General features: G+C 71.1%; 17 protein-coding genes and 2 tRNA genes. 10 read left to right on the top strand and 9 right to left on the bottom strand.

Features of this window, described 5'->3' with window-relative positions:
* Positions 1-3: 3 nt before the first annotated feature.
* On the bottom strand, positions 4-534 hold the full coding sequence (locus tag ACGFNI_RS11275) for an NUDIX hydrolase (protein WP_393682655.1): 531 nt from the start codon (positions 532-534) through the stop codon (positions 4-6).
* Complete coding sequence (locus ACGFNI_RS11270; protein ID WP_393682653.1) at positions 531-2,033, bottom strand: zinc-dependent metalloprotease; 1,503 nt, start codon at positions 2,031-2,033, stop codon at positions 531-533. Before ACGFNI_RS11270 ends, ACGFNI_RS11275 begins: the two co-directional genes overlap by 4 nt.
* A gap of 191 nt (positions 2,034-2,224) precedes the next feature.
* Between ACGFNI_RS11270 and ACGFNI_RS11265 the strand changes: the two genes are divergently transcribed.
* The 4 genes from ACGFNI_RS11265 to ACGFNI_RS11250 all read left to right on the top strand — a co-directional run bounded on the left by ACGFNI_RS11265 (position 2,225) and on the right by ACGFNI_RS11250 (position 5,503).
* Entirely contained in the window at positions 2,225-3,376 is a 1,152-nt protein-coding gene (locus ACGFNI_RS11265) for an SDR family oxidoreductase (RefSeq protein ID WP_393682651.1), read from the top strand.
* A 112-nt stretch (positions 3,377-3,488) separates the two neighbouring features.
* On the top strand, positions 3,489-3,971 hold the full coding sequence (locus tag ACGFNI_RS11260; RefSeq protein WP_393682649.1) for a molybdenum cofactor biosynthesis protein MoaE: 483 nt from the start codon (positions 3,489-3,491) through the stop codon (positions 3,969-3,971).
* 191 nt (positions 3,972-4,162) lie between these two features.
* The gene (locus ACGFNI_RS11255; RefSeq protein WP_393682647.1) at positions 4,163-4,333 is read left to right on the top strand and encodes a hypothetical protein; all 171 of its coding nucleotides are present in this window, start codon (positions 4,163-4,165) and stop codon (positions 4,331-4,333) included.
* Between the two features lie 84 nt (positions 4,334-4,417).
* The gene (locus ACGFNI_RS11250; protein WP_393682646.1) at positions 4,418-5,503 is read left to right on the top strand and encodes a PDZ domain-containing protein; all 1,086 of its coding nucleotides are present in this window, start codon (positions 4,418-4,420) and stop codon (positions 5,501-5,503) included.
* Between the two features lie 95 nt (positions 5,504-5,598).
* Here ACGFNI_RS11250 and ACGFNI_RS11245 read toward each other — a convergent pair whose 3' ends face one another.
* Positions 5,599-6,153, bottom strand: coding sequence for a PPA1309 family protein (locus tag ACGFNI_RS11245; RefSeq protein WP_393682644.1), 555 nt, complete (start codon positions 6,151-6,153; stop codon positions 5,599-5,601).
* 214 nt (positions 6,154-6,367) lie between these two features.
* On the opposite strand from ACGFNI_RS11245, the gene ACGFNI_RS11240 reads away from it, so the two are divergent.
* The 4 genes from ACGFNI_RS11240 to ACGFNI_RS11225 all read left to right on the top strand — a co-directional run bounded on the left by ACGFNI_RS11240 (position 6,368) and on the right by ACGFNI_RS11225 (position 11,631).
* On the top strand, positions 6,368-9,184 hold the full coding sequence (locus ACGFNI_RS11240; protein WP_393682642.1) for a UPF0182 family protein: 2,817 nt from the start codon (positions 6,368-6,370) through the stop codon (positions 9,182-9,184).
* A 105-nt stretch (positions 9,185-9,289) separates the two neighbouring features.
* Positions 9,290-9,363, top strand: a tRNA-Met gene (locus tag ACGFNI_RS11235).
* Positions 9,364-9,586: 223 nt separating this feature from the next.
* On the top strand, positions 9,587-11,440 hold the full coding sequence (locus ACGFNI_RS11230; RefSeq protein ID WP_393682640.1) for a sel1 repeat family protein: 1,854 nt from the start codon (positions 9,587-9,589) through the stop codon (positions 11,438-11,440).
* 117 nt (positions 11,441-11,557) lie between these two features.
* A tRNA-Met gene (locus ACGFNI_RS11225) sits at positions 11,558-11,631 on the top strand.
* 261 nt (positions 11,632-11,892) lie between these two features.
* Here ACGFNI_RS11225 and ACGFNI_RS11220 read toward each other — a convergent pair.
* The gene (locus ACGFNI_RS11220; RefSeq protein WP_393682638.1) at positions 11,893-12,312 is read right to left on the bottom strand and encodes a Fur family transcriptional regulator; all 420 of its coding nucleotides are present in this window, start codon (positions 12,310-12,312) and stop codon (positions 11,893-11,895) included.
* A 158-nt stretch (positions 12,313-12,470) separates the two neighbouring features.
* On the opposite strand from ACGFNI_RS11220, the gene ACGFNI_RS11215 reads away from it, so the two are divergent.
* Positions 12,471-13,934 carry a catalase gene (locus tag ACGFNI_RS11215; RefSeq protein WP_393682636.1) on the top strand — a complete coding sequence of 488 codons (1,464 nt, stop codon included), beginning with the start codon at positions 12,471-12,473 and terminating at the stop codon, positions 13,932-13,934.
* Between the two features lie 139 nt (positions 13,935-14,073).
* Here the strand turns inward: ACGFNI_RS11215 and ACGFNI_RS11210 are convergent, their stop codons facing one another.
* Together ACGFNI_RS11210 and hisN are read right to left on the bottom strand one after the other, a co-directional pair.
* Positions 14,074-14,475, bottom strand: coding sequence for a cyclic nucleotide-binding/CBS domain-containing protein (locus ACGFNI_RS11210; protein ID WP_393683041.1), 402 nt, complete (start codon positions 14,473-14,475; stop codon positions 14,074-14,076).
* A gap of 152 nt (positions 14,476-14,627) precedes the next feature.
* Positions 14,628-15,434 carry a histidinol-phosphatase gene (hisN, locus tag ACGFNI_RS11205; RefSeq protein ID WP_393682634.1) on the bottom strand — a complete coding sequence of 269 codons (807 nt, stop codon included), beginning with the start codon at positions 15,432-15,434 and terminating at the stop codon, positions 14,628-14,630.
* Between the two features lie 164 nt (positions 15,435-15,598).
* Between hisN and ACGFNI_RS11200 the strand changes: the two genes are divergently transcribed.
* Positions 15,599-16,360, top strand: a complete 762-nt coding sequence (locus ACGFNI_RS11200) for a TetR/AcrR family transcriptional regulator (protein ID WP_393682633.1) — start codon at positions 15,599-15,601, stop codon at positions 16,358-16,360.
* Positions 16,361-16,438: 78 nt separating this feature from the next.
* Here the strand turns inward: ACGFNI_RS11200 and ACGFNI_RS11195 are convergent, their stop codons facing one another.
* The 3 genes from ACGFNI_RS11195 to aroA all read right to left on the bottom strand — a co-directional run bounded on the left by ACGFNI_RS11195 (position 16,439) and on the right by aroA (position 19,241).
* Positions 16,439-16,762 carry a DMT family transporter gene (locus ACGFNI_RS11195; RefSeq protein ID WP_393682631.1) on the bottom strand — a complete coding sequence of 108 codons (324 nt, stop codon included), beginning with the start codon at positions 16,760-16,762 and terminating at the stop codon, positions 16,439-16,441.
* An 89-nt stretch (positions 16,763-16,851) separates the two neighbouring features.
* Complete coding sequence (gene rsgA, locus ACGFNI_RS11190; protein WP_393682629.1) at positions 16,852-17,859, bottom strand: ribosome small subunit-dependent GTPase A; 1,008 nt, start codon at positions 17,857-17,859, stop codon at positions 16,852-16,854.
* Between the two features lie 14 nt (positions 17,860-17,873).
* Entirely contained in the window at positions 17,874-19,241 is a 1,368-nt protein-coding gene (gene aroA, locus ACGFNI_RS11185; RefSeq protein ID WP_393682627.1) for a 3-phosphoshikimate 1-carboxyvinyltransferase, read from the bottom strand.
* Positions 19,242-19,376: the final 135 nt, after the last annotated feature.

Here is a 19,376-nt window from a genome sequence, read left to right as displayed (position 1 = left end):
CCTCTAGAGAAGCGCGCGGGTGCGGTCCACCAGACGCACCACCGAGTCGTCCGCGACGGACGCCACCTCGTCGTACCCGAACCACCGCAGATCCAGCGACTCGTCGCTGATCTCCGCGACCGCGCCCGCGGGTGCCAGAGCCGCGAACTGCACGTCCAGATGCCAGGCACACGGCGTGTGATGGCGGTCCAGCCGCACCGGGCCGCCCGGAAGCAGCGTCAGACCCTGCGCGATCCCGGACTCCTCCCGCGCCTCCCGCAGCGCCGCCTGCGCGAGGGTGGCGTCCTCCGGCTCGCAGTGGCCGCCCATCTGGAGCCACATCCCCAGCTTGCGGTGCAGCGTGAGCAGCACCCGGCCCTCGGCCGGATCGATCACCAGCGCGCTCGCCGTGAGGTGCCCCTCCTTGCAGGGCTTCCACATGCCGTCCTGGTGTGCCGCCAGGTGCTCCAGGTACGCGAGCCGCAGCTCCTCCTGGGCGGGCGACGGCGCGGGCCACTCCTTGAGCGCCCGCGCCGCCTCGTCACGCAGACTCACCGGTCACCTTCACCCTTGGCGCCGCCCTCGTCCTTGCCGTCGCCGGGCCCGTGACCCTCACCGGGCGTCTCCGGAGCGGCGTCCGGCGCCTGCGGGGCGTCCGGCTTGCGCAGGTCCGTCGTGCCGCTCGCCGCGTCACCCAGCATCTTGTCCAGCTCGGAGAAGTCCATCTGCTCGTGGTGCACGAAGCCGTCCGGATCGTCCAGGTCGGCTGCGGTCGGCAGCATGTCCGGGTGCTCCCACAGGCCGTCGCGGCCCTCCAGGCCACGGGCGTCCGTCAGCGACGCCCACAGCCGCGAAGCGTCCCGCAGACGCCGCGGACGCAGCTGGAGACCGATCAGCGTCGCGAAGGTCTGCTCCGCCGGGCCGCCGGTCGCCCGGCGCCGCCGCAGCGTCTCCCGGAGCGCGTCGGCCGACGGCAGGTGCGGCGCGGCTGCGGCGTGCACCACCGCGTCCACCCAGCCCTCCACCAGCGCCAGCGCGGTCTCCAGACGGGCCAGCGCGGCCTTCTGCTCCGGAGTGTCCTCGGGCTGGAACATGCCCTGCTGGAGGGCGTTCTGCAGCTCCTCGGGATGCTGCGGGTCGATCTGGCCGACCACGTCCTCCAGCTTGGACGTGTCGACCTTGATGCCGCGGGCGTAGCCCTCCACGGCACCGAACAGATGCGACCGCAGCCACGGCACATGCGCGAAGAGCCGCTGGTGGGCGGCCTCCCGCAGGGCGAGGTACAGCCGCACCTCCTCTTCCGGCACGCCAAGGCCCGCACCGAAGTGCGCGATGTTCCCCGGCAGCAGCGCGGCCTTGCCCGCCGGACCCAGCGGCAGCCCGACGTCCGTCGACCCGACGACCTCGCCCGCCAGGACGCCCAGCGCCTGGCCGATCTGGGTGCCGAACATCGCGCCGCCCATGGAACGCATCATGCCCAGGAGCGGGCCTGCCATGGCCTGCATCTCCCCGGGCAGCACATCACCCATCGCCGACCCGACCCGCTCCGCCAGCGGATTCACCAGGTCCTTCCAGACCGGCAGGGTCTCCTCGACCCACTCCGCACGGCTCCACGCCACCACCGAACCCGACCCCGAGGGCAGCGACGTCACGCCGTCCAGCCACAGGTCCGCCAGGCGCACGGCCTCCTCGACCGCGACGCGCTCACCGGGAGACAGGCTCGCGTCCTTGCTGCCGTCCTCGGCGCCCTGCGCGACGGTCTGCCGCGCGATGTCCTTGGCCATGTCCCAGTTCACCGGCCCGCCCTCGTACGAGAGCATCTGGCCGAGCTTCTGGAAGGCGGCGCCAAGGTCGCCAGGGTTCATCTGGCCGCCGGGACCGCCCATGCCGCCGAAGAGCGCCGCGAACGGATTGTCCGCGCCGCCACTCCCGCCGCCGAACCCGAACGGGTCCGCAGGGCCCTGGCCACCTCCCTGGCCGCCCTTCTTCTCGCCGTTGTCGCCGTCCTCCGGCTCCTCCGGCGGAAGGCCGAATCCAAATGGGGTGTCACTCACGGGTTTCCTCGGCTCGTAGGGCCGCCGGCCCGGGGCCGACGGCGACTGCCCGACATCACCCTCCAGCGTAGACACCCCGAGAGCTTCGGGCCTCGGTGCTTCGCTGTCGTGATGCCTGCGGCAGGATGGACGCCACCTGTACGTACGCGCCAGTACGCGTGCGTACTGAAGACAACCGCTGGAGACGCCCGGTGAGTTCCCCAGATCCGACCGTTCGCGCAGCGCGAAACGCTGCCGCCCCGACCGAGAAAGCAGGCCACACCGAAGACCGCACGGCCCCGCGGCCGGGCCGCCGCCCCGTCGTCGCCGTCACCGGAGCAGCCTCCGGGGTCGGTGAGCTGCTGACCCGCGCCCTCGTGGCATCCGACGAGGTCAAACAGGTCGTGGCCATCGACGAGAGGCGCGGCGACGTCCCCGAGGCGCACTGGCACCTGCTGGACGTACGCGACCCCGCCATCGCCGAGAAGCTGCGCGGCGCCGACGTCGTCGTCCACCTGGCGCTCGACCTCGACCTGGAGACCGACGCCGCGGCCCGCACCGCCTACAACGTCCGCGGCACCCAGACCGTGCTCACCGCCGCCGCGGCGGCCGGCGTCCACCGCGTCGTGCTGTGCACCTCCGCCATGGTCTACGGCGCGCTCCCCGACAACGACGTGCCGCTCGCCGAGGACGCCGAGCTGCGCGCCACCGCCGACGCCACGGGAGTCGGCGACCTCCTGGAGATCGAGCACCTCGCCCGCCGCGCGCCCCGCGCCCACCCCGGCCTGAACGTCACCGTGCTGCGGCCCACCGTCCTGGTGGGCGGCACCGACACCGCCCTGACCCGCTACTTCGAGTCGCCACGCCTCCTGGTCGTCGCGGGATCCCGCCCCGCCTGGCAGTTCTGCCACGTGGACGACCTGGTCAGCGCCCTGGAGTACGCCGCCCTGGAGAAGGTCGACGGCGAACTCGCCGTGGGCTGCGACGGCTGGCTGGACCAGGAAGAGGTCGAGGAGCTGTCCGGGATCCGGCGGATGGAACTGCCGTCATCGGTGGCCCTGGGCGCCGCCGCCCGCCTGCACCGCATCGGCCTGACCCCGTCGCCCGCGGGCGACCTCGCGTACACGATGCACCCGTGGGTGGTCAGCGGCAGCCGGCTCCACGAAGCGGGCTGGCGGCCCCGGTGGACGAACGAGGACGTCCTCGCCGAACTCCTGGAAGAAGTCGCGGGCCGGCACACCCTCGCCGGACGCAGGCTCGGCCGCAAGGACGCCACCGCGGCCGGCGCCGCCGGTGCCACCGTCGCCCTCCTGGGCACGGCGGCCCTGGTCCGGCGCGCCCGCAAGGCCCGCCGCCGCATCTGACCCGGGGACGGCGGGCGGGGCGGCCGGCCTGGAGGACCCTCCATACGGCGGCCCCGGCACCCGGCAGAACCGGCCATTCCCGTTCGCCCGCCGAGTACGGCACGATGGCAGCATGTCTGGCACGCCCCTCTCTTCGTCCCCGCGCCCCGACCACCCCGGTGAGCAGGCCGCGGCGGACCCGATCCGCCTCCTGGCGATCCGCGACACCCCGCTGTCCGTGGACGAGGTCCACACGGCCGTCGGTGACGCCGCGGCGGGCGGCACGGCCCTGTTCGTCGGCACGGTCCGCTCACACGACGGCGGCGCCGACGTCGACGGTCTCGGCTACTCCGCGCACCCGACGGCCGAGGCGGAGCTGCGCCGCGTCGCCGAGAAGGTCGTCGCCGACTTCCCCGTCCGCGCGCTGGCCGCCGTCCACCGGGTGGGGGACCTCGCCATCGGCGACCTCGCCGTCGTCGTCGCGGTCTCCTGCCCACACCGGGGCGAGGCGTTCGACGCCTGCCGCAAACTGATCGACGACCTCAAGCACGAGGTGCCGATCTGGAAGCACCAGACCTTCTCGGACGGCACCGAGGAGTGGGTGGGCGCCCAGTGAGCTACGGGGGAGGGGCCCCGCGGGCCGCGCCTGACGGCCCGCCACGTCTGCGTACGGTTTCCGGACGCTCGGCTGATCCGGTGCCTTGCGTTCCGGTTGCGTAACCCGCCCCCTGGCGTGAGCGTTGACCCGTCAGATGGTTAATCTGCTTATTCGTCGAATGTGGTTGTGCTAAGGGTCGGGAGGCCGCTATGGGTGCGCTCCTCTGGTTGTTGATTCCGCTCCTCGCCGCGCTCGCCGCCGCTCTCTGGAGCACCTGGACCCTGCGGAACCGCAAGAGCGGGGACGTCGCCGAGCTGGCCGGATACGCCCGGTTCCGCGCTGCGATGGAGAAGGAACACTCCGGGCCCGACGCGGCCTGACCGCGCTTCGCGGAGCCGTCAGCGACAGCCTCGTACGGACGGCCCCGCGGGCCGGTTGTCATACCCGTCCCGTACTGTCGTTCCATGCCACGCCGCACCGCGACGCTGCTCGCCTCGACACTGATGCTGATCGCGCTGCTCTGCGCCGGGGTGCTCATCCCCGTGCCGTATTCCGAGATGTCACCGGGACCGACGGTGAACACCCTGGGCGATCACGACGGCAAGCCGGTGCTCCAGATCGGCGGCCGGAAGACGTATCCGACGACCGGTCACCTCAACATGACCACGGTCCGCGTCACCGGCCCCGACTACACCATGAACCTCCTTGAGGCGGTCTACGGCTGGCTCGACCACGACAACGCCGTGGTCCCGCACAAGACGCTCTATCCCGAAGGACAGACGGCCGAGCAGGCGGACCAGGTGAACGCCGAGGAGTTCAGCCAGTCCCAGGAGAGTGCCAAGGTCGCGGCGCTCAAGCAGCTGAACATCCCCGTCGCCTCCCAGACCGTCGTCGGCTCCGTCGTCAAGGACAAGCCGGCCGACGGGCGGCTGCACGCCGGGGACGTGATCAAGGCTGTGGACGGCACGCCGGTCAAGGCGACGGGAGACGTCGCCAAGCTGGTGACCCGGCACAAGGCGGGCGAGAAGGTCGTCTTCACGGTCATCCCCGCCAAGGCCGCCGCCGCGGACGAGAAGAAGGGCAAGCGCCCCGAGGCCGGCCGGAAGCAGGTGACGCTCACGACGGAGAAGGCGGAGGACGGCCGTGCCGTCGTCGGCATCCAGGCCGGCGTCGACCACACCTTCCCGTTCCCCATCGACGTCAAGCTGGCCGACGTCGGCGGTCCGAGCGCCGGCCTGATGTTCGCGCTCGGCATCGTCGACAAGCTCACACCGCAGGACCTGACCGGCGGCAAGTTCGTGGCGGGCACCGGCACCATCGACGACGAAGGCAAGGTCGGGCCGATCGGCGGCATCTCGATGAAGACGGTCGGCGCGCGGGCCAAGGGCGCCGAGTACTTCCTGACGCCGAAGGACAACTGCGCCACCGCGGCCAAGGACATCCCGGACGGCCTCACCCTCGTGAAGGTCGACACCATCGGTGACGCGGTGAAGGCACTGAAGAAGATCAGCAGCGGGGACACGGCGGGCCTGCCCAGCTGCGCCAAGTAGCGACCGCAGCGCGGCCACTCGGGCAGAGGCCACACCCGCCCGCACCCCGGGGCGGACCGGCAGTACCGGCCGCCCGGGGCGCGGGTGTCGGCCGGTCAGGACTCGAAGGTCGTGGCCAGCGCGTCCGCGAGGCCCGGCACCAGTGAGGCGCCCGTGAGAACCTCGGAGGTCGAGTCCTTCTCGCGCAGCCGCAGCGCGGACTCCCGCGAACCGTCCCGCAGGACCGCCACCGTCATGCGGACCTCCTGACGGTCCGGATGTCCGGCCACCCACTTGGCGAGCTGCGCCTCGTCCATGCCGTCGGGCACGGAATCCTCGGCGGACGGCGGCAGCATCAGCCGCTCCACGGTCAGCGCGCAGCCGACGACCGCCTCCGGCCAGGCGATGGTGGCGAGGAATTCGTCGAGCGGCGCCCCCGCGGGGATCTCGTCCTGCTCGACGGGGGTGAGGGACGCGGTGGTGGAGTCATCGATACCGAGCTGCTCGGCGAGCGAAGGTTCCTGGTCACGCAGTTTCGCGGAATCGACGAGGGCGAACAGGCGGGCGGGCTGGTCCCAGCCGAGCCCGGCGCTGTACTCGTCGATTTCGAGTACCGCGCGGGTCAGTGGATCGGAGGCGAGAGGGGTGCCGTCAACGGGGAGGTTGGTCATGTTTCACATCGTGCCTTGTACACCCCGGAAATCGGGAACCGAGTAAAGCCTTCGTAAGTTGCATCAGTGGGTCCTACTATCGCCGGGCCTGTTCCACACGACAGCGAACTTCGAGGTGCGCACCTTGGCTTTCCAGATGCCGGACCGCGGCGGAGGCCCCTCCGGGCCACGGATCAGAGTCGGCCGACCGTCGCGGCGGGCCCGGACCCTGCTCATGACATTGGGCGTACTGGCCGTGCTGGCCATGCTCTTCGTGATGTTCTCGGGGTTCTGGACCGACTGGCTCTGGTACCGCTCGGTCAAGTACTCATCGGTCTTCACCACAACTCTGTGGACCAAGATCGGTCTTTTCGTCTTCTTCGGCGTGCTGATGGCCGTGGCCGTCGGCATCAACGTCTGGCTGGCCCACCGGCTGCGACCGCCGCTCAGCGCGATGTCCATGGAGCAGCAGAGCCTGGACCGCTACCGCATGGGCCTCGCGCCGTTCAAGAAGTGGGCGCTCCTCGCGATCGCCGCGGTCGTCGGCCTGATCGCCGGTGCCTCCGCGTCCGGTGAGTGGCGCACGTGGCTCCAGTGGGTCAACGGCGTGCCCTTCGGCCAGAAGGACCCGCAGTTCGGCAAGGACATCGCGTTCTACGCCTTCGATCTGCCCTGGTACCGCTTCCTGCTGAGCTTCGGCTTCGCCGCGGCGGTGCTGTGCCTGGTGGCCGCCGCGCTGACGCACTACCTCTACGGCGGACTGCGGCTGACGAGCCCCGGCTCGCGCGCGACGGCGGCGGCCACCGGCCATCTGTCCGTGCTGCTGGGCATCTTCGTGTCGCTCAAGGCCATCGCGTACTGGCTCGACCGGTACGGCCTGGCGGTGAAGTCCAGCGGCCTGAAGTCGGCCGACGGCTGGACGGGCCTGCGGTACGTCGACGCCAACGCCTACCTCCCGGCGAAGACGATCCTGTTCTTCATCGCGGCGATCTGCGCGGTGCTGTTCTTCGCCACCCTCTGGCGCCGTACGTGGCAGCTTCCGGTCATCGGCTTCGGCCTGATGGTGCTCTCCGCCGTGCTGATCGGCGGCCTGTACCCGGCGATCGTGCAGAAGTTCCAGGTCCAGCCGAACGAGCAGGCCAAGGAAGCGCCGTACATCAAGCAGAACATCAAGGCGACCCGGGACGCGTACGACATCCAGGACTCCGAGATCACCGGCTACAAGGGCAACTACAAGCCCGTCGGCAAGGAGGAGAGCCAGAAGCTGCGGGACAACGCGGACACCACCGCCAGCATGCGACTGCTCGACCCGAACGTGGTGTCCCCGGCGTTCCAGCAACAGCAGCAGGCGCGCGGCTACTACCAGTTCCCCTCCACCCTCGATGTCGACCGCTACAAGGACAAGGACGGCGCCGAACAGGACACCGTCATCGGTCTGCGCGAGCTGAACATCGCGGGTATCCCCGAGCGCAACTGGATCAACGACCACTTCAAGTACACCCACGGATACGGCGCGGTGGCCGCGAAGGGCACCGAGACGGCGGAGGGCGGCGGCCCGAAGTACACCGAGTCGAAGCTGCCGGCCAAGGGCCAGTTCGGCCCGTACGAACAGCGTGTGTACTACGGCGAGAAGACCACGCAGTACTCCATCGTCGGCGGTCCGCAGAAGGAGTTGGACTACTCCGACGACAACGGCGAGAAGAGCTACACGTACCAGGGCAAGAGCGGCGTCAACCTCTCCAACCCGATCAACCGCGCCGCGTACGCGGTGGCGTTCGGGGAGCCGCAGATCCTCTACTCCGGGGCGATCGGTGACGGCTCGCGGATCCTGTACAACCGCACGCCCAAGGAGCGCGTCGAAGCGGTCGCCCCCTGGCTGACCATCGACGGTGACGCCTATCCGGCGGTCATCGACGGCCGGATCCAGTGGATCGTGGACGCCTACACCACGAGCAACGGCTACCCGTACGCCTCGCGCACCACGCTCGGCGACACCACAGCCGATTCGCTCACCACCGGGCAGCGGGCGGTGATGGCCCAGCAGAACCAGGTCAACTACATCCGCAACTCCGTGAAGGCCACGGTCGACGCGTACGACGGCTCGGTCAAGCTCTACCAGTGGGACAAGAAGGACCCGGTCCTCAAGACCTGGATGAAGGCGTTCCCCGGCACGGTCGAGAAGAAGGACGCCATCAGCTCGTCGCTGGAGGAGCATCTGCGGTATCCGCAGGACCTGTTCAAGGTCCAGCGGCAGCTGCTGACGACGTACCACGTCACGGACCCCGGCACGTTCTACACCGGCTCCGAGCGCTGGCAGATCCCCAACGATCCGACGAACAAGTCGGGCAACTCCGTGCCGCCGTACTACCTGAGCATGAAGATGCCGGACCAGAAGGATCAGACCTTCTCGCTGACGACGACGTTCACGCCCAACAAGAGAGACAACCTCGGGGCGTTCATGGCCGTCGATGCCAACGCGAAGAGCGATGACTACGGCAAGATCAGAATTCTGAAACTGCCGTCGGAGACACCGGTCCCCGGCCCGCAACTGGTGCAGTCGAAGTTCAACTCCGATCCGAAGATCGCCAACGAGCTGAACATCCTCAAGAAGTTCGGCGACTCCGAGATCGAGTACGGCAATCTGCTGACCGTGCCCCTGGACGGCGGACTGCTGTACGTCGAGCCGGTCTATCTGCGCGGCGCGAACACCAACTACCCGCTGCTGAAGAAGGTCCTGGTCAGCTACGGCGACAACAAGCCGGTCCTGGAGAACTCCCTCGAGGACGCGCTGGACGTGGTCTTCGGCAAGAAGGCGCCCAGCACCGGCACGGCGCCACCGGGCGAGGGCCAGACGACGCAGCCTCCCGTGAACCAGACGGTCCAGGAGGCGTTGAACGACGCCCAGAAGGCGTACGAAGCCGGCGAGAAGGCCCGCGTCTCGGGTGACTGGGCCGGCTACGGCCAGGCGCAGAAGAAGCTCAAGGAGGCGCTGGACCGGGCCGCGGCGGCCGAGGAGAAGTCCGCGAAGAAGGGCGGCGGTTCGGGGGACTGAGCAGGCCACGGCCGACGCGCGTGCGGCCACCGGTGCCACCGGTGGCCGCACCGCGGAGGTGGTCAAGGGCCGTCCCCGCAGCGTGATACCTTGAGTTCACAACGACGCGGGGTGGAGCAGCTCGGTAGCTCGCTGGGCTCATAACCCAGAGGTCGCAGGTTCAAATCCTGTCCCCGCTACGGAAAAGACCAGGGCCCGGATTCCTTGAGAATCCGGGCCTTCGTCATGGATGCGGCCCCTCTGGGCAAGGCTCGCGGCGGGTTCGGCCGCGTCGGACTGCCGATGTGGGGAACCTGTGTGCTTGAGTTTGGCAAGTCGTTGTGTCGGGAAGTCGACAAACCGCTGAAGTGACCTCACTGGCTGCGGTATACCAGGTGTACGAGGGTTACGGGTGGTGCGACGATGGCTCTTATGGGGGACAAGGCAAGGTTGTTGGAGACGGACCGGTTTGCGTATGCGTCCGATGACGGGCGCGAATCCGAGTTGCCGATGGACGAGATGGAGGCCGCGGAGGCCGCCGAAGCGTCCGACGCGATGACCGAAACCGGTCATCGCCGGGCTGCCGAAGCGGGTGACACCGCGGCCATGAGTGTGCTCGGCGCACTGCTGCTGCGCCGAGGTGACCTCGACGGCGCCGAGCCGTATCTGCGCTCCGCGACCGTGGCGGGCGACCGCGCGGCGGCCAACAACCTCGGTGTGCTGCTGCACCAGAGGGGATACGTGGACGAGGCGTCCGGCTGGTGGCGGATCGCCGCCGTCGCCGGATCCGCGGCGGCGGCGCACGCGCTGGGCCGCTACCACCGGGAGCGCGGCGACGAGCCGGCGGCCGAGTACTGGCTGCGGCAGTCCGCCGAATCCGGCCACTGCCTGGGCGCCTACGCCCTCGCCGACCTTCTCGAACACCGCGGTGACGTCGGCGCCGAGCGCTGGTTCCGGGCCGCCGCCGAGCGCGGCCACCGCGAGGCCGCGTACCGCATCGCCCGGCTCGTCGAAGAGGGCCGCGGCGCGGACCGCCGCACGGCACCTGCCTACGGTGAACTGACCCAGGAAGCCGAGGCGGAGCAGTGGTACCGCCAGGCCGCCGCGCGCGGACACCGGCGTGCGGCCCTCCAGTTGGGCACGCTGCTGGAGGAGCGCGGCGACGTCCAGGAGGCGGGCCGCTGGTACCTCTCCGCGGCCAAGGACGGCGAGGCGAAGGCCGCCTGCGCGCTGGGCTTCCTGCTGCGCGACGCGGGCGACGTGGAAAGCGCGGCCGAGTGGTGGCGGCGTGCCGCCCAGGACGGCGACGGCAACGCCGCCAACGCCCTCGGCGCGCTGCACGCCGACCGCGGCGAGCTGCAGACCGCCGAGCGCTGGTACCGCGCCGCGCTGGACGCGGGCGACGTCAACGGCGCCTACAACCTCGGGCTGCTCTGCGCCGAGCAGGGCCGGGCCGGGCGCGGTGAGCAGTGGTACCGCAGGGCCGCGTACGCCGGGCACCGCGAGGCCGCCAACGCGCTCGCCATCCTGCTGCTCCAGCGCGGCGACGCGTCGGGTGCCGAACCGTGGTTTTCCAAGGCGGCCGAGGCCGGCAGCGTGGACGCGGCGTTCAACCTCGGCATCCTGTTCGCCGGACGCGGCGAGGAGCGCATCGCGCACACCTGGTACGAGCGGGCCGCCGCCGCCGGGCACACCGAGGCGGCTCTCCAGGTCGCGATCGTCCAGCAGCGCGGTGGCGAGGACGCCGCCGCGGAGCGGAATCTGCGCTGCGCCGCGGAGGGCGGCAGCGCCGAGGCGGCGTTCCGGCTCGCCGACCTGCTGGACCGCAGGGCGGTGGAATCGGGCCGCGGCCGGCTGCCCGACGAGGCGCGGACGCCGGACGACGAGAGCACCCGCTGGTACGAGAAGGCCGCGCGCGAGGGGCACCGTCGCGCCCAGGTCCGGGTTGGCATGTTCGCGGCGGCTCGGGGTGAGGTGGTCGAGGCCGCGAAGTGGTACCGGGCCGCCGCCGAAGCCGGCAGCCGCAACGGCGCCTTCAACCTCGGCCTGTTGCTGGCCCGCGAGGGCAGCCTGCCCGAGGCCGCCCTGTGGTGGCAGCGGGCCGCCGCGGAAGGGCACGGACGGGCGGCGCTGCGGCTGGCGCTGCTGGCCGCCCGCCGCGGCGCGCTGGCCGAGGCCCAGACCTGGTGCGCGCGGGCCGTGGAGCTGGGGCCGCCTGAGGTCGCCGAGCGGGCGGCGCGGCTGCGGGCGGCCCTCCAGGAGGAACTCAGCGCCTGAGCCCCGGGGCGGCTTCGGGGGCCCGGTCCCCGAGGCCGGTCCCTGAGGCGGGGCCCGGGGCCTGCGGAAGGGATTTGCGCTGGTCGTCGGCCTGGGGTTAGAGTAAAGACACAACGGCGCGGGGTGGAGCAGCTCGGTAGCTCGCTGGGCTCATAACCCAGAGGTCGCAGGTTCAAATCCTGTCCCCGCTACTGCAAGACGAAGGCCCGGATTCCTTGAGGATCCGGGCCTTCGTCGTATGCGCGGCCGGTCTTCGTTCCTCGGGGTTCTTCGGGTCGGTGCGATCCTCGGGCCGGTGCGTGCCCTTCCCCTGGCTTTCTCTGCCCGGTGCCGCTGTGCCCTCTGGTGGGGCGTGGGGTCGTTGCGTCCAGGCATGCGAACGGACCCGCGTCCGTCAGGGGCGCGGGTCGGCAAGGGGATGCGAGCGGCCCGGACGGGGCGCGCCCGGGGTGTCAGGTGGCGGCGTTGCAGGTGGGGCAGATGCCCCGGTAGGTGACCGTTACCTCGGAGACCTGGAAGCCGTACCGCTCGGGCTCGGGGAGCGCGGTGAGCGGGTCGCCCTGGACGTGGACGTCCCGGATCGTGCCGCAGCGGGAGCAGACCAGGTGCTGGTGGTCGTGGTGGGCGTTCGGGTCGTAGCGCTTGGCCCGGCCGTCCGTGCTGACCTCCAGCACCTCGCCGAGCGAGACCAGCTCGCCGAGCGTGTTGTAGACCGTGGCGCGGGAGATCTCGGGGAGCCGGTCGCTCGCGCGTGCGTGCACTTCGTCGGCGGTGTAGTGGACGTGGTCGCCGTCGAGCACCTCGGCGACCACGCGCCGCTGTGCGGTCAGACGCCAGCCGCGTTCCCGGAGTCGTTCCAGCAGGTCACTCATGCCATTCACCTATCAGTCAGATAAAGCCAGGGTAGCAGCGGCCGGTCCATCACCGGATCGGGTATGGCTTTCGGGTGCTTCTTGACTTAGACAATGTCCAATGTAGGATCGGCAACGGCACAAGCCAAGGGCAGGTGTAGAGACATCAGGAGGCGCACGTGTCGGTAGAGAGCACTACGGGACCGCTGACCACGGAGTCCGGGGCTCCGGTTGCGGACAACCAGAACAGCGAGACGGCCGGCGTCGGCGGACCGGGTCTGATCCAGGACCAGCTCCTGATCGAAAAGCTCGCGCACTTCAACCGCGAGCGCATTCCCGAGCGCATCGTTCACGCGCGGGGCGGCGGTGCGTACGGCACCTTCACCGTCACCGCCGATGTGACCAAGTACACGCGGGCGAAGTTCCTCTCGGAGATCGGCAAGCAGACCGAGACGTTCCTGCGCTTCTCGACGGTCGCGGGCAGCCTCGGTTCGGCGGACGCGGTGCGTGACCCCCGGGGCTTCGCGCTGAAGTTCTACACCGAAGAGGGCAACTACGACCTCGTCGGCAACAACACCCCGGTGTTCTTCATCAAGGACGCCATGAAGTTCCCCGACTTCATCCACACCCAGAAGCGCGACCCGTACACCGGCTCGCAGGAGGCGGAGAACGTCTGGGACTTCTTCGGCCTCTCGCCGGAGACCACTCACCAGGTGACCTGGCTGTTCGGCGACCGTGGCATCCCGGCCTCGTGGCGCCACATGGACGGCTTCGGCTCGCACACCTTCCAGTGGAACAACGCGGCCGGCGAGGTCTTCTGGGTCAAGTACCACTTCAAGACCGACCAGGGCATCAAGACCCTCACCCAGGCCGAGGCGGACAAGGTCGCCGGCGAGGACGCCGACAGTCACCAGCGTGACCTGCGGACGGCCATCGAGCGGGGCGACTTCCCCAGCTGGACCGTGCAGGTGCAGATCATGCCCGCGGCCGAGGCGGCGAACTACCGCTTCAACCCGTTCGACCTGACCAAGGTCTGGCCGCACGAGGACTACCCGCCGATCGAGATCGGCAAGCTGGAGCTGAACCGCAACCCGCAGGACATCTTCGCCGAGGTCGAGCAGTCGGCCTTCTCCCCGCACCACTTCGTGCCGGGCATCGGCCCGTCCCCCGACAAGATGCTCCAGGGCCGGCTCTTCGCCTACGCGGACGCGCACCGCTACCGCGTCGGCATCAACGCCGACCACCTGCCGGTCAACCGCCCCCGGGCCACCGAGGCCCGCACCTACGGGCGGGACGGCTTCCTCTACGACGGCCGGCACGCGGGCCGGAAGAACTACGAGCCGAACAGCTTCGGCGGTCCGGTCGAGACCGGCCGGGCGCTGTGGCAGTCGGTCGAGGTGTCCGGCGCCAGCGGCGAGAGCGCGGCGCCCTCGCACACTGAGGACGACGACTTCGTGCAGGCGGGGAACCTCTACCGGCTGATGCCGGAGGACGCGAAGGAGCGTCTGATCAACAACCTGGCGGGCACCATCTCCGAGGTGTCCCGCGAGGACATCCGCCAGCGGGCGATCGAGAACTTCCGCAAGGCGGACGCGGACTACGGCAAGCGGCTGGAAGCCGCGGTCCAGGCCCTGCGCGGCTGACGAGCGGTTTCCCCCGGCCGGGCCGCCACTGCCCACGCGGCAGCGGTGGCCCGGCCGGGGGCGGCGCGCGACGGCTGCTTGCCGTACCAGCCGAAGAGGCCGGATGCCATGGGGCTCCGGCCTCTTCGTGCCCGCGGCCTCAGGCGGGTACCGCGTCGGTCCTCACGATGGCGGCCGAGCGGCAGCGGATGATGTCACGGACCGATACGACGCCGACCGGCTCGCGGTCGTCGAGGACGATCAGATGCCGGAAGCCGCCGCGCACCATGGCGTCCGCGGCGTCGTCCAGGGTCCAGTCCGGCGCGGCGAAGACCACATCGGACGTGGTGTGGGTCTGGGCGGTCTCCCGGTCCGGATTCTCGCCCGCTCCCAGGGAGTTGAGGATGTCGCGCTCGGTGAGGATCCCGAGGCCGCTGGTGTCGGTGTCGAGTACGACCGCCGCGCCGACGCGGCGGGCCGCCATCAGCTGGGCGGCCTGACGGAGGGTGTGCGCGGGCCCGATGGTGAGGACCAGCGTGCTCATGGCGTCCTTGACGAGCAGGGGCATGGAAGAGAGCCACCTCCTTGGCGGATGTGAACTCGAGAAGGAATTCACAAGTTCACAAACGTGGGGATTCTCATGTTCACATGCGCTCCGGCGGGGTCACAAGGGGCAGGGGCCGGACGTCTGCCCGGCCCCCGTCACCACGCAGGTCAGTGCCGTGCGTCGCCGACGTAGGCCAGCAGGTCGTCGTGGAGCAGGCCGTTGGAGGCCGCGGCGTTTCCGCTGTGCGGGCCCGGCTTGCCGTCCAGGCCGGTGAACCGGCCACCGGCCTCCTGCACCACGACGGCGCAGGCCGCCATGTCCCACAGGGAGAGTTCCGGCTCCGCGCAGATGTCCACCGAGCCCTCGGCGACCATCATGTACGGCCAGAAGTCGCCGTAGGCCCGGGTGCGCCAGCAGTCCCGGCCCAGCTCCAGGAAGCCGGACAGCTTGTCGCGCTCCTCCCAGCCGGCCAGCGACGAGTACGCGAACGAGGCGTCCCGGATGCTGCCGACCTCCGAGACGTGCAGCCGGCTGGCGGAGGTCAGGCTCCGCCCCGTGAAGGCGCCGAGGCCCTCGGCCGCCCACCACCTGCGGTTGAGCGCGGGGGCCGAGACGATGCCGACCACCGGGCGGTCGCCGCCCTCGCCGCGCTCCATCAGTGCGATCAGGGTGGCCCAGACCGGCACCCCGCGGACGTAGTTCTTCGTGCCGTCGATCGGGTCGATGATCCAGCGGCGCGGTCCGGCGCCCTCGGTGCTGCCGAACTCCTCGCCGAGCACCGAGTCGCGTGGCCGTGCCCGCTGGAGATGGCCGCGGATCAGCTCCTCGGCGGCCTTGTCCGCCTCGCTCACCGGGGTCATGTCCGGTTTGGTCTCGACCTTCAGGTCGAGTGCCTTGAACCGGTCCATGGTGGCGGCGTCAGCGGCATCCGCCAGGACGTGGCCGAGACGGAGATCATCGTGATAGTCGGGCATGTGCGAACAGTATCGACTGGTATACGCAGGAGCCACACGGCCATGGTCCGCCGGGCGTGTACGACGGTTCGGGCCCGCTGTGCGGCGACCCTTGACAGTCCCTGGCGCCACGTCAATTCTGTCCGCACGCCGGTCATTTGGGCCGGTGGGCCGGGGAGGCGACGATGCCTGCAGCGCGTGATTCCTTGCTCGATGCCGCGTACACGGCGCTGGCGAGCCGCCCCTGGACGGCGGTCAGGATGGTGGACGTGGCGGCCCGCGCCGGGGTCTCGCGGCAGACCCTCTACAACGAGTTCGGCAGCAAGGAAGGGCTCGCCCGCGCGCTCGTGCGCCGCGAGACCGACAGCTATCTCGCGGGTGTCGAAAGGGCCCTGGCCGACGGCCGGCCCGCGCGCACCGGGGACGACGCGGCGGGCCGGGTCGTCGCGGCTGCCGCCTGGACGCTGCGCACCGCCCGCGCCAACCCCCTGGTGCGGGCCGCGCTGACGGGCTGCTGGAGCGACCGGCTGCCGGCCCCGCCGCCGGTCCGTGGCGCGCGGTCCGGTGTCCCCGCGCCGCGTCGGCCGGCCGGTGACGCGCCGCTGCCGGGGCCCGCCGAATGGGTCGGCAGGTTCTGCGACCGCGCGGTGGCCGCCCTGGAGCCGGACTGGCCCGCCGAGGAACTGCCCGCCCTGGGCACCGCCTGCGAGGCCGCCGCCCGGCTGACCCTGTCCTGTGTCGTCGCCCCCGAGACCGGCCCGCCCGTGCGGGCCCCGGGGCGGCGGGGAGCGCAGAGACCCGGCGCGGCACCTTCCGGCGCCGGAGGCAGGCGGGAAGCGGAGACCGAGGCGGTGGCGCGGCTGGTGCGCGGGGCGTTCGCCCGCCTTCCCGAGGCCCGTGGAACGTCCGGCAGCGCGGTGTCCGACGGGGGCCGGGCCGCGGGCTGAGCGAGGGTCACGGCTGGGTGCGGCGGGACGTGTTCGCCGCGGGGCTGCGGGTGCCCGCGGTCTCCCGGGGCCGGTCGGTCAGTGGGCCGATCCCGACAGCTGCAGCCCGACGACACCGATGATCACGAGGGTGATGGACACGAGCTTCAGCGTGGAGACCACGTCGCCGAGGAAGACCATGCCGTAGATCGCCGTGCCGGCCGCGCCGATGCCGGTCCAGACCGCGTACGCGGGGCCGACGTCGAGCTTGCGCAGGGACAGCGTCAGCAGGCCGAAGCTGGCCAGTGCGAAGGCGGCGAAGGCGACGGTCGGGAACAGGCGGGTGAAGCCGTGCGACAGCTTGAGGCAGACCGCGAAGCCGGTCTCCAGGAGACCTGCCACCACGACGAGCAGCCACGCCATATCCCATGCCTCCGTCAGATCCTGACCGCTCCGCCTGCCTTGGTGTGATTATGCCTTTACCTCGGGCGGCGGCGGGCGAACTCCGGTGATCAGTCGCCCTCGCGTCGCTCACGGGTCGACAGGAGGCGCCGCAGTGAATACAGCCTGGCGGGGTCGGCGTGGCCACCGGCGACCCAGGCGTCCAGCGCGCAGTCCTGCTCGTCGTGGCTGCACGCGCGCGGGCACTCGGTGGTGCCGGGCACCAGGTCGGGGAAGGCCAGGATGACCCGCGACGGATCGACGTGGTGCAGCCCGAAGGACCGTACGCCAGGGGTGTCGATGACCCAGCCCGAGTCGCCGGGCAGTGGCAGGGCCAGCGCGGATGTGGTGGTGTGCCGGCCGCGGCCGGTGTGCGCGTTGACATGCCCTGTCGCCCGACGGCGGTTCGGCACCAGGGAGTTGACCAGGGTGGTCTTGCCGACGCCCGAGTGGCCGACGAAGGCCGTCATGCGTCCCGTCAGCCGCTCGCGCACCCGGTCGGCGGCGGCGCCGTCGGCGAGTTCGTCGCGGTTGGTGACCAGGTAGGGGACGCCCAGCGCGCCGTAGGACTCCAGGAGGCTGTCGGCCGACGCCAGGTCGGACTTGGTCAGCACCAGCAGCGGGTCGAGGCCCGCGTCGTAGGCGGCGACCAGGCAGCGGTCGATCAGCCGGGGGCGCGGCTCGGGGTCGGCGAGTGCGGTGACGATGGCGAGCTGGTCGGCGTTGGCGACGACGACCCGCTCGTACGGGTCGTCGTCATCGGCCGTACGGCGCAGCGTGGAGGTGCGCGGCTCGACCCGGACGATGCGCGCCAGGGTGTCCTTGGCGCCGCTCAGATCGCCGACCACGGCGACGCGGTCGCCGACGACCGCGCTCTTGCGGCCCAGTTCGCGGGCCTTCATCGCGGTGACCGTGCGGTCGTCGATGAGGACGGTGAGACGGCCCCGGTCGACGGTCAGGACCAGGCCCTCGGACGCGTCCTCGTGCTTGGGGCGGATGTTGGTGCGGGGACGGTTGCCCTTGCGGTTGGGGCGGACACGGATGTCGTCCTCGTCGGGGTTCTTGCCGTAGCGGCGCATGGCGGCGGAAACCCTCAGGCTCTCCGGGCGGCGGGGCCGGACGCGGGGGTGAGCATGTCCGTCCACATCGCGGGGAAGTCGGGGAGCGTCTTGGCGGTGGTGGCGACGTTCTCCACCTCGACGCCCTGGACGGCCAGACCGATGAGGGCGGCGGCGGTCGCCAGGCGGTGGTCCTCGTACGTGTGGAAGACGCCGCCGTGCAGCGGGCGCGGCCGGATGTGCAGGCCGTCGGCGGTCTCGGTGACGTCGCCGCCCAGGCCGTTCAGCTCCTTGGTGAGCGCGGCCAGCCGGTCCGTTTCGTGCAGCCGCAGGTGGGCGACGCCGCGCAGGGTGGAAGGCGAGTCGGCGAGCGCCGCGACGGCGGCGATGCCGGGGGTCAGCTCGCCGACCTCGCTGAGGTCGACGTCGATGCCGTGCACCGCGCCGCCGCCGGTGAAGGTCAGGCCGCTGTCGGTCAGCTCGCAGGAGCCGCCCATGGCGGTGAAGATCTCGCGCAGCGCGTCACCGGGCTGGGTGGTGTGCTCGGGCCAGTCAGGGATGGTGACCCGGCCGCCGGTCACCAGGGCGGCGGCCAGGAACGGCTGGGCGTTGGAGAGGTCGGGTTCGACGACCAGGTCGCGGCCGAGCAGGGCGCCAGGGGTGACCCGCCAGACGTTCGGCTCGCCGCCCGACTCGGGGGTGTCCACCTGGGCGCCGGCGCTGCGCAGCATGTCGACGGTCATCCGGATGTGCGGCATGGACGGCAGCGCCGAGCCGATGTGCCGGACCTCGACACCCTGGTTGAAGCGCGGGGCGGACAGCAGCAGGGCGCTGACGAACTGGGAGGACGAGGAGGCGTCGATCTCGACCGGGCCGCCGTCCAGGGCGCCGCTGCCGTGCACCGTCATCGGGAGGGCGCCGCGGCCGTCGTCCTCGATCCTGGCGCCGAGGGCGCGCAGCCCCTCGATCACGCCGCCCAGCGGACGTTCGTAGGAGCGCGGGTCGCCGTCGAAGCGGATCGGGCCGTCGGCGAGGGCAGCGACCGGGGGGAGGAAGCGCATGACCGTGCCGGCGTTGCCGACGTCGACGGTGGCCGGGCCGCGCAGTCCGGCCGGGATGATCCGCCATGCCTCGCCGCCGCCGCCCGGCGGCTGCCCGCCCGCGGAGCTGGAGGACGCGGTCTCCTCGATGCCGACGCCCAGGGTGCGCAGCGCCTCGGCCATCAGCAGGGTGTCCCGGGAGCGCAGCGGGCGGCGGAGCCAGCCCGGCTCGGACGAGAGGGCGGCCAGCACCAGTCCGCGGTTGGTGACCGATTTGGAGCCTGGCACGGTGACGGTCGCATCGACCGCCCCGGAGGCGACGGGGGCGGGCCAGAGGGCGGGAAGTGCTGGGCGCTCGGTCATGCCCCTCACTTTAATCGCTGGGCAAGGGTGCCGATCTTGATCAAAAACGGTGCAACTCTCACGAAACATGACGCTGGTAGGGCGTGTGGGCCCGAATCCGGTTCGTGGCTTGCCCGTTCGGGGGACAGGGCCAAG

The sequence above is a fragment of the Streptomyces sp. NPDC048644 genome (assembly GCF_043199105.1).
Lineage (GTDB): Bacteria > Actinomycetota > Actinomycetes > Streptomycetales > Streptomycetaceae > Streptomyces.
The sequence above is the reverse complement of the archived record's forward strand: the minus strand, read 5'-3'. Positions and strand labels throughout refer to the sequence as shown.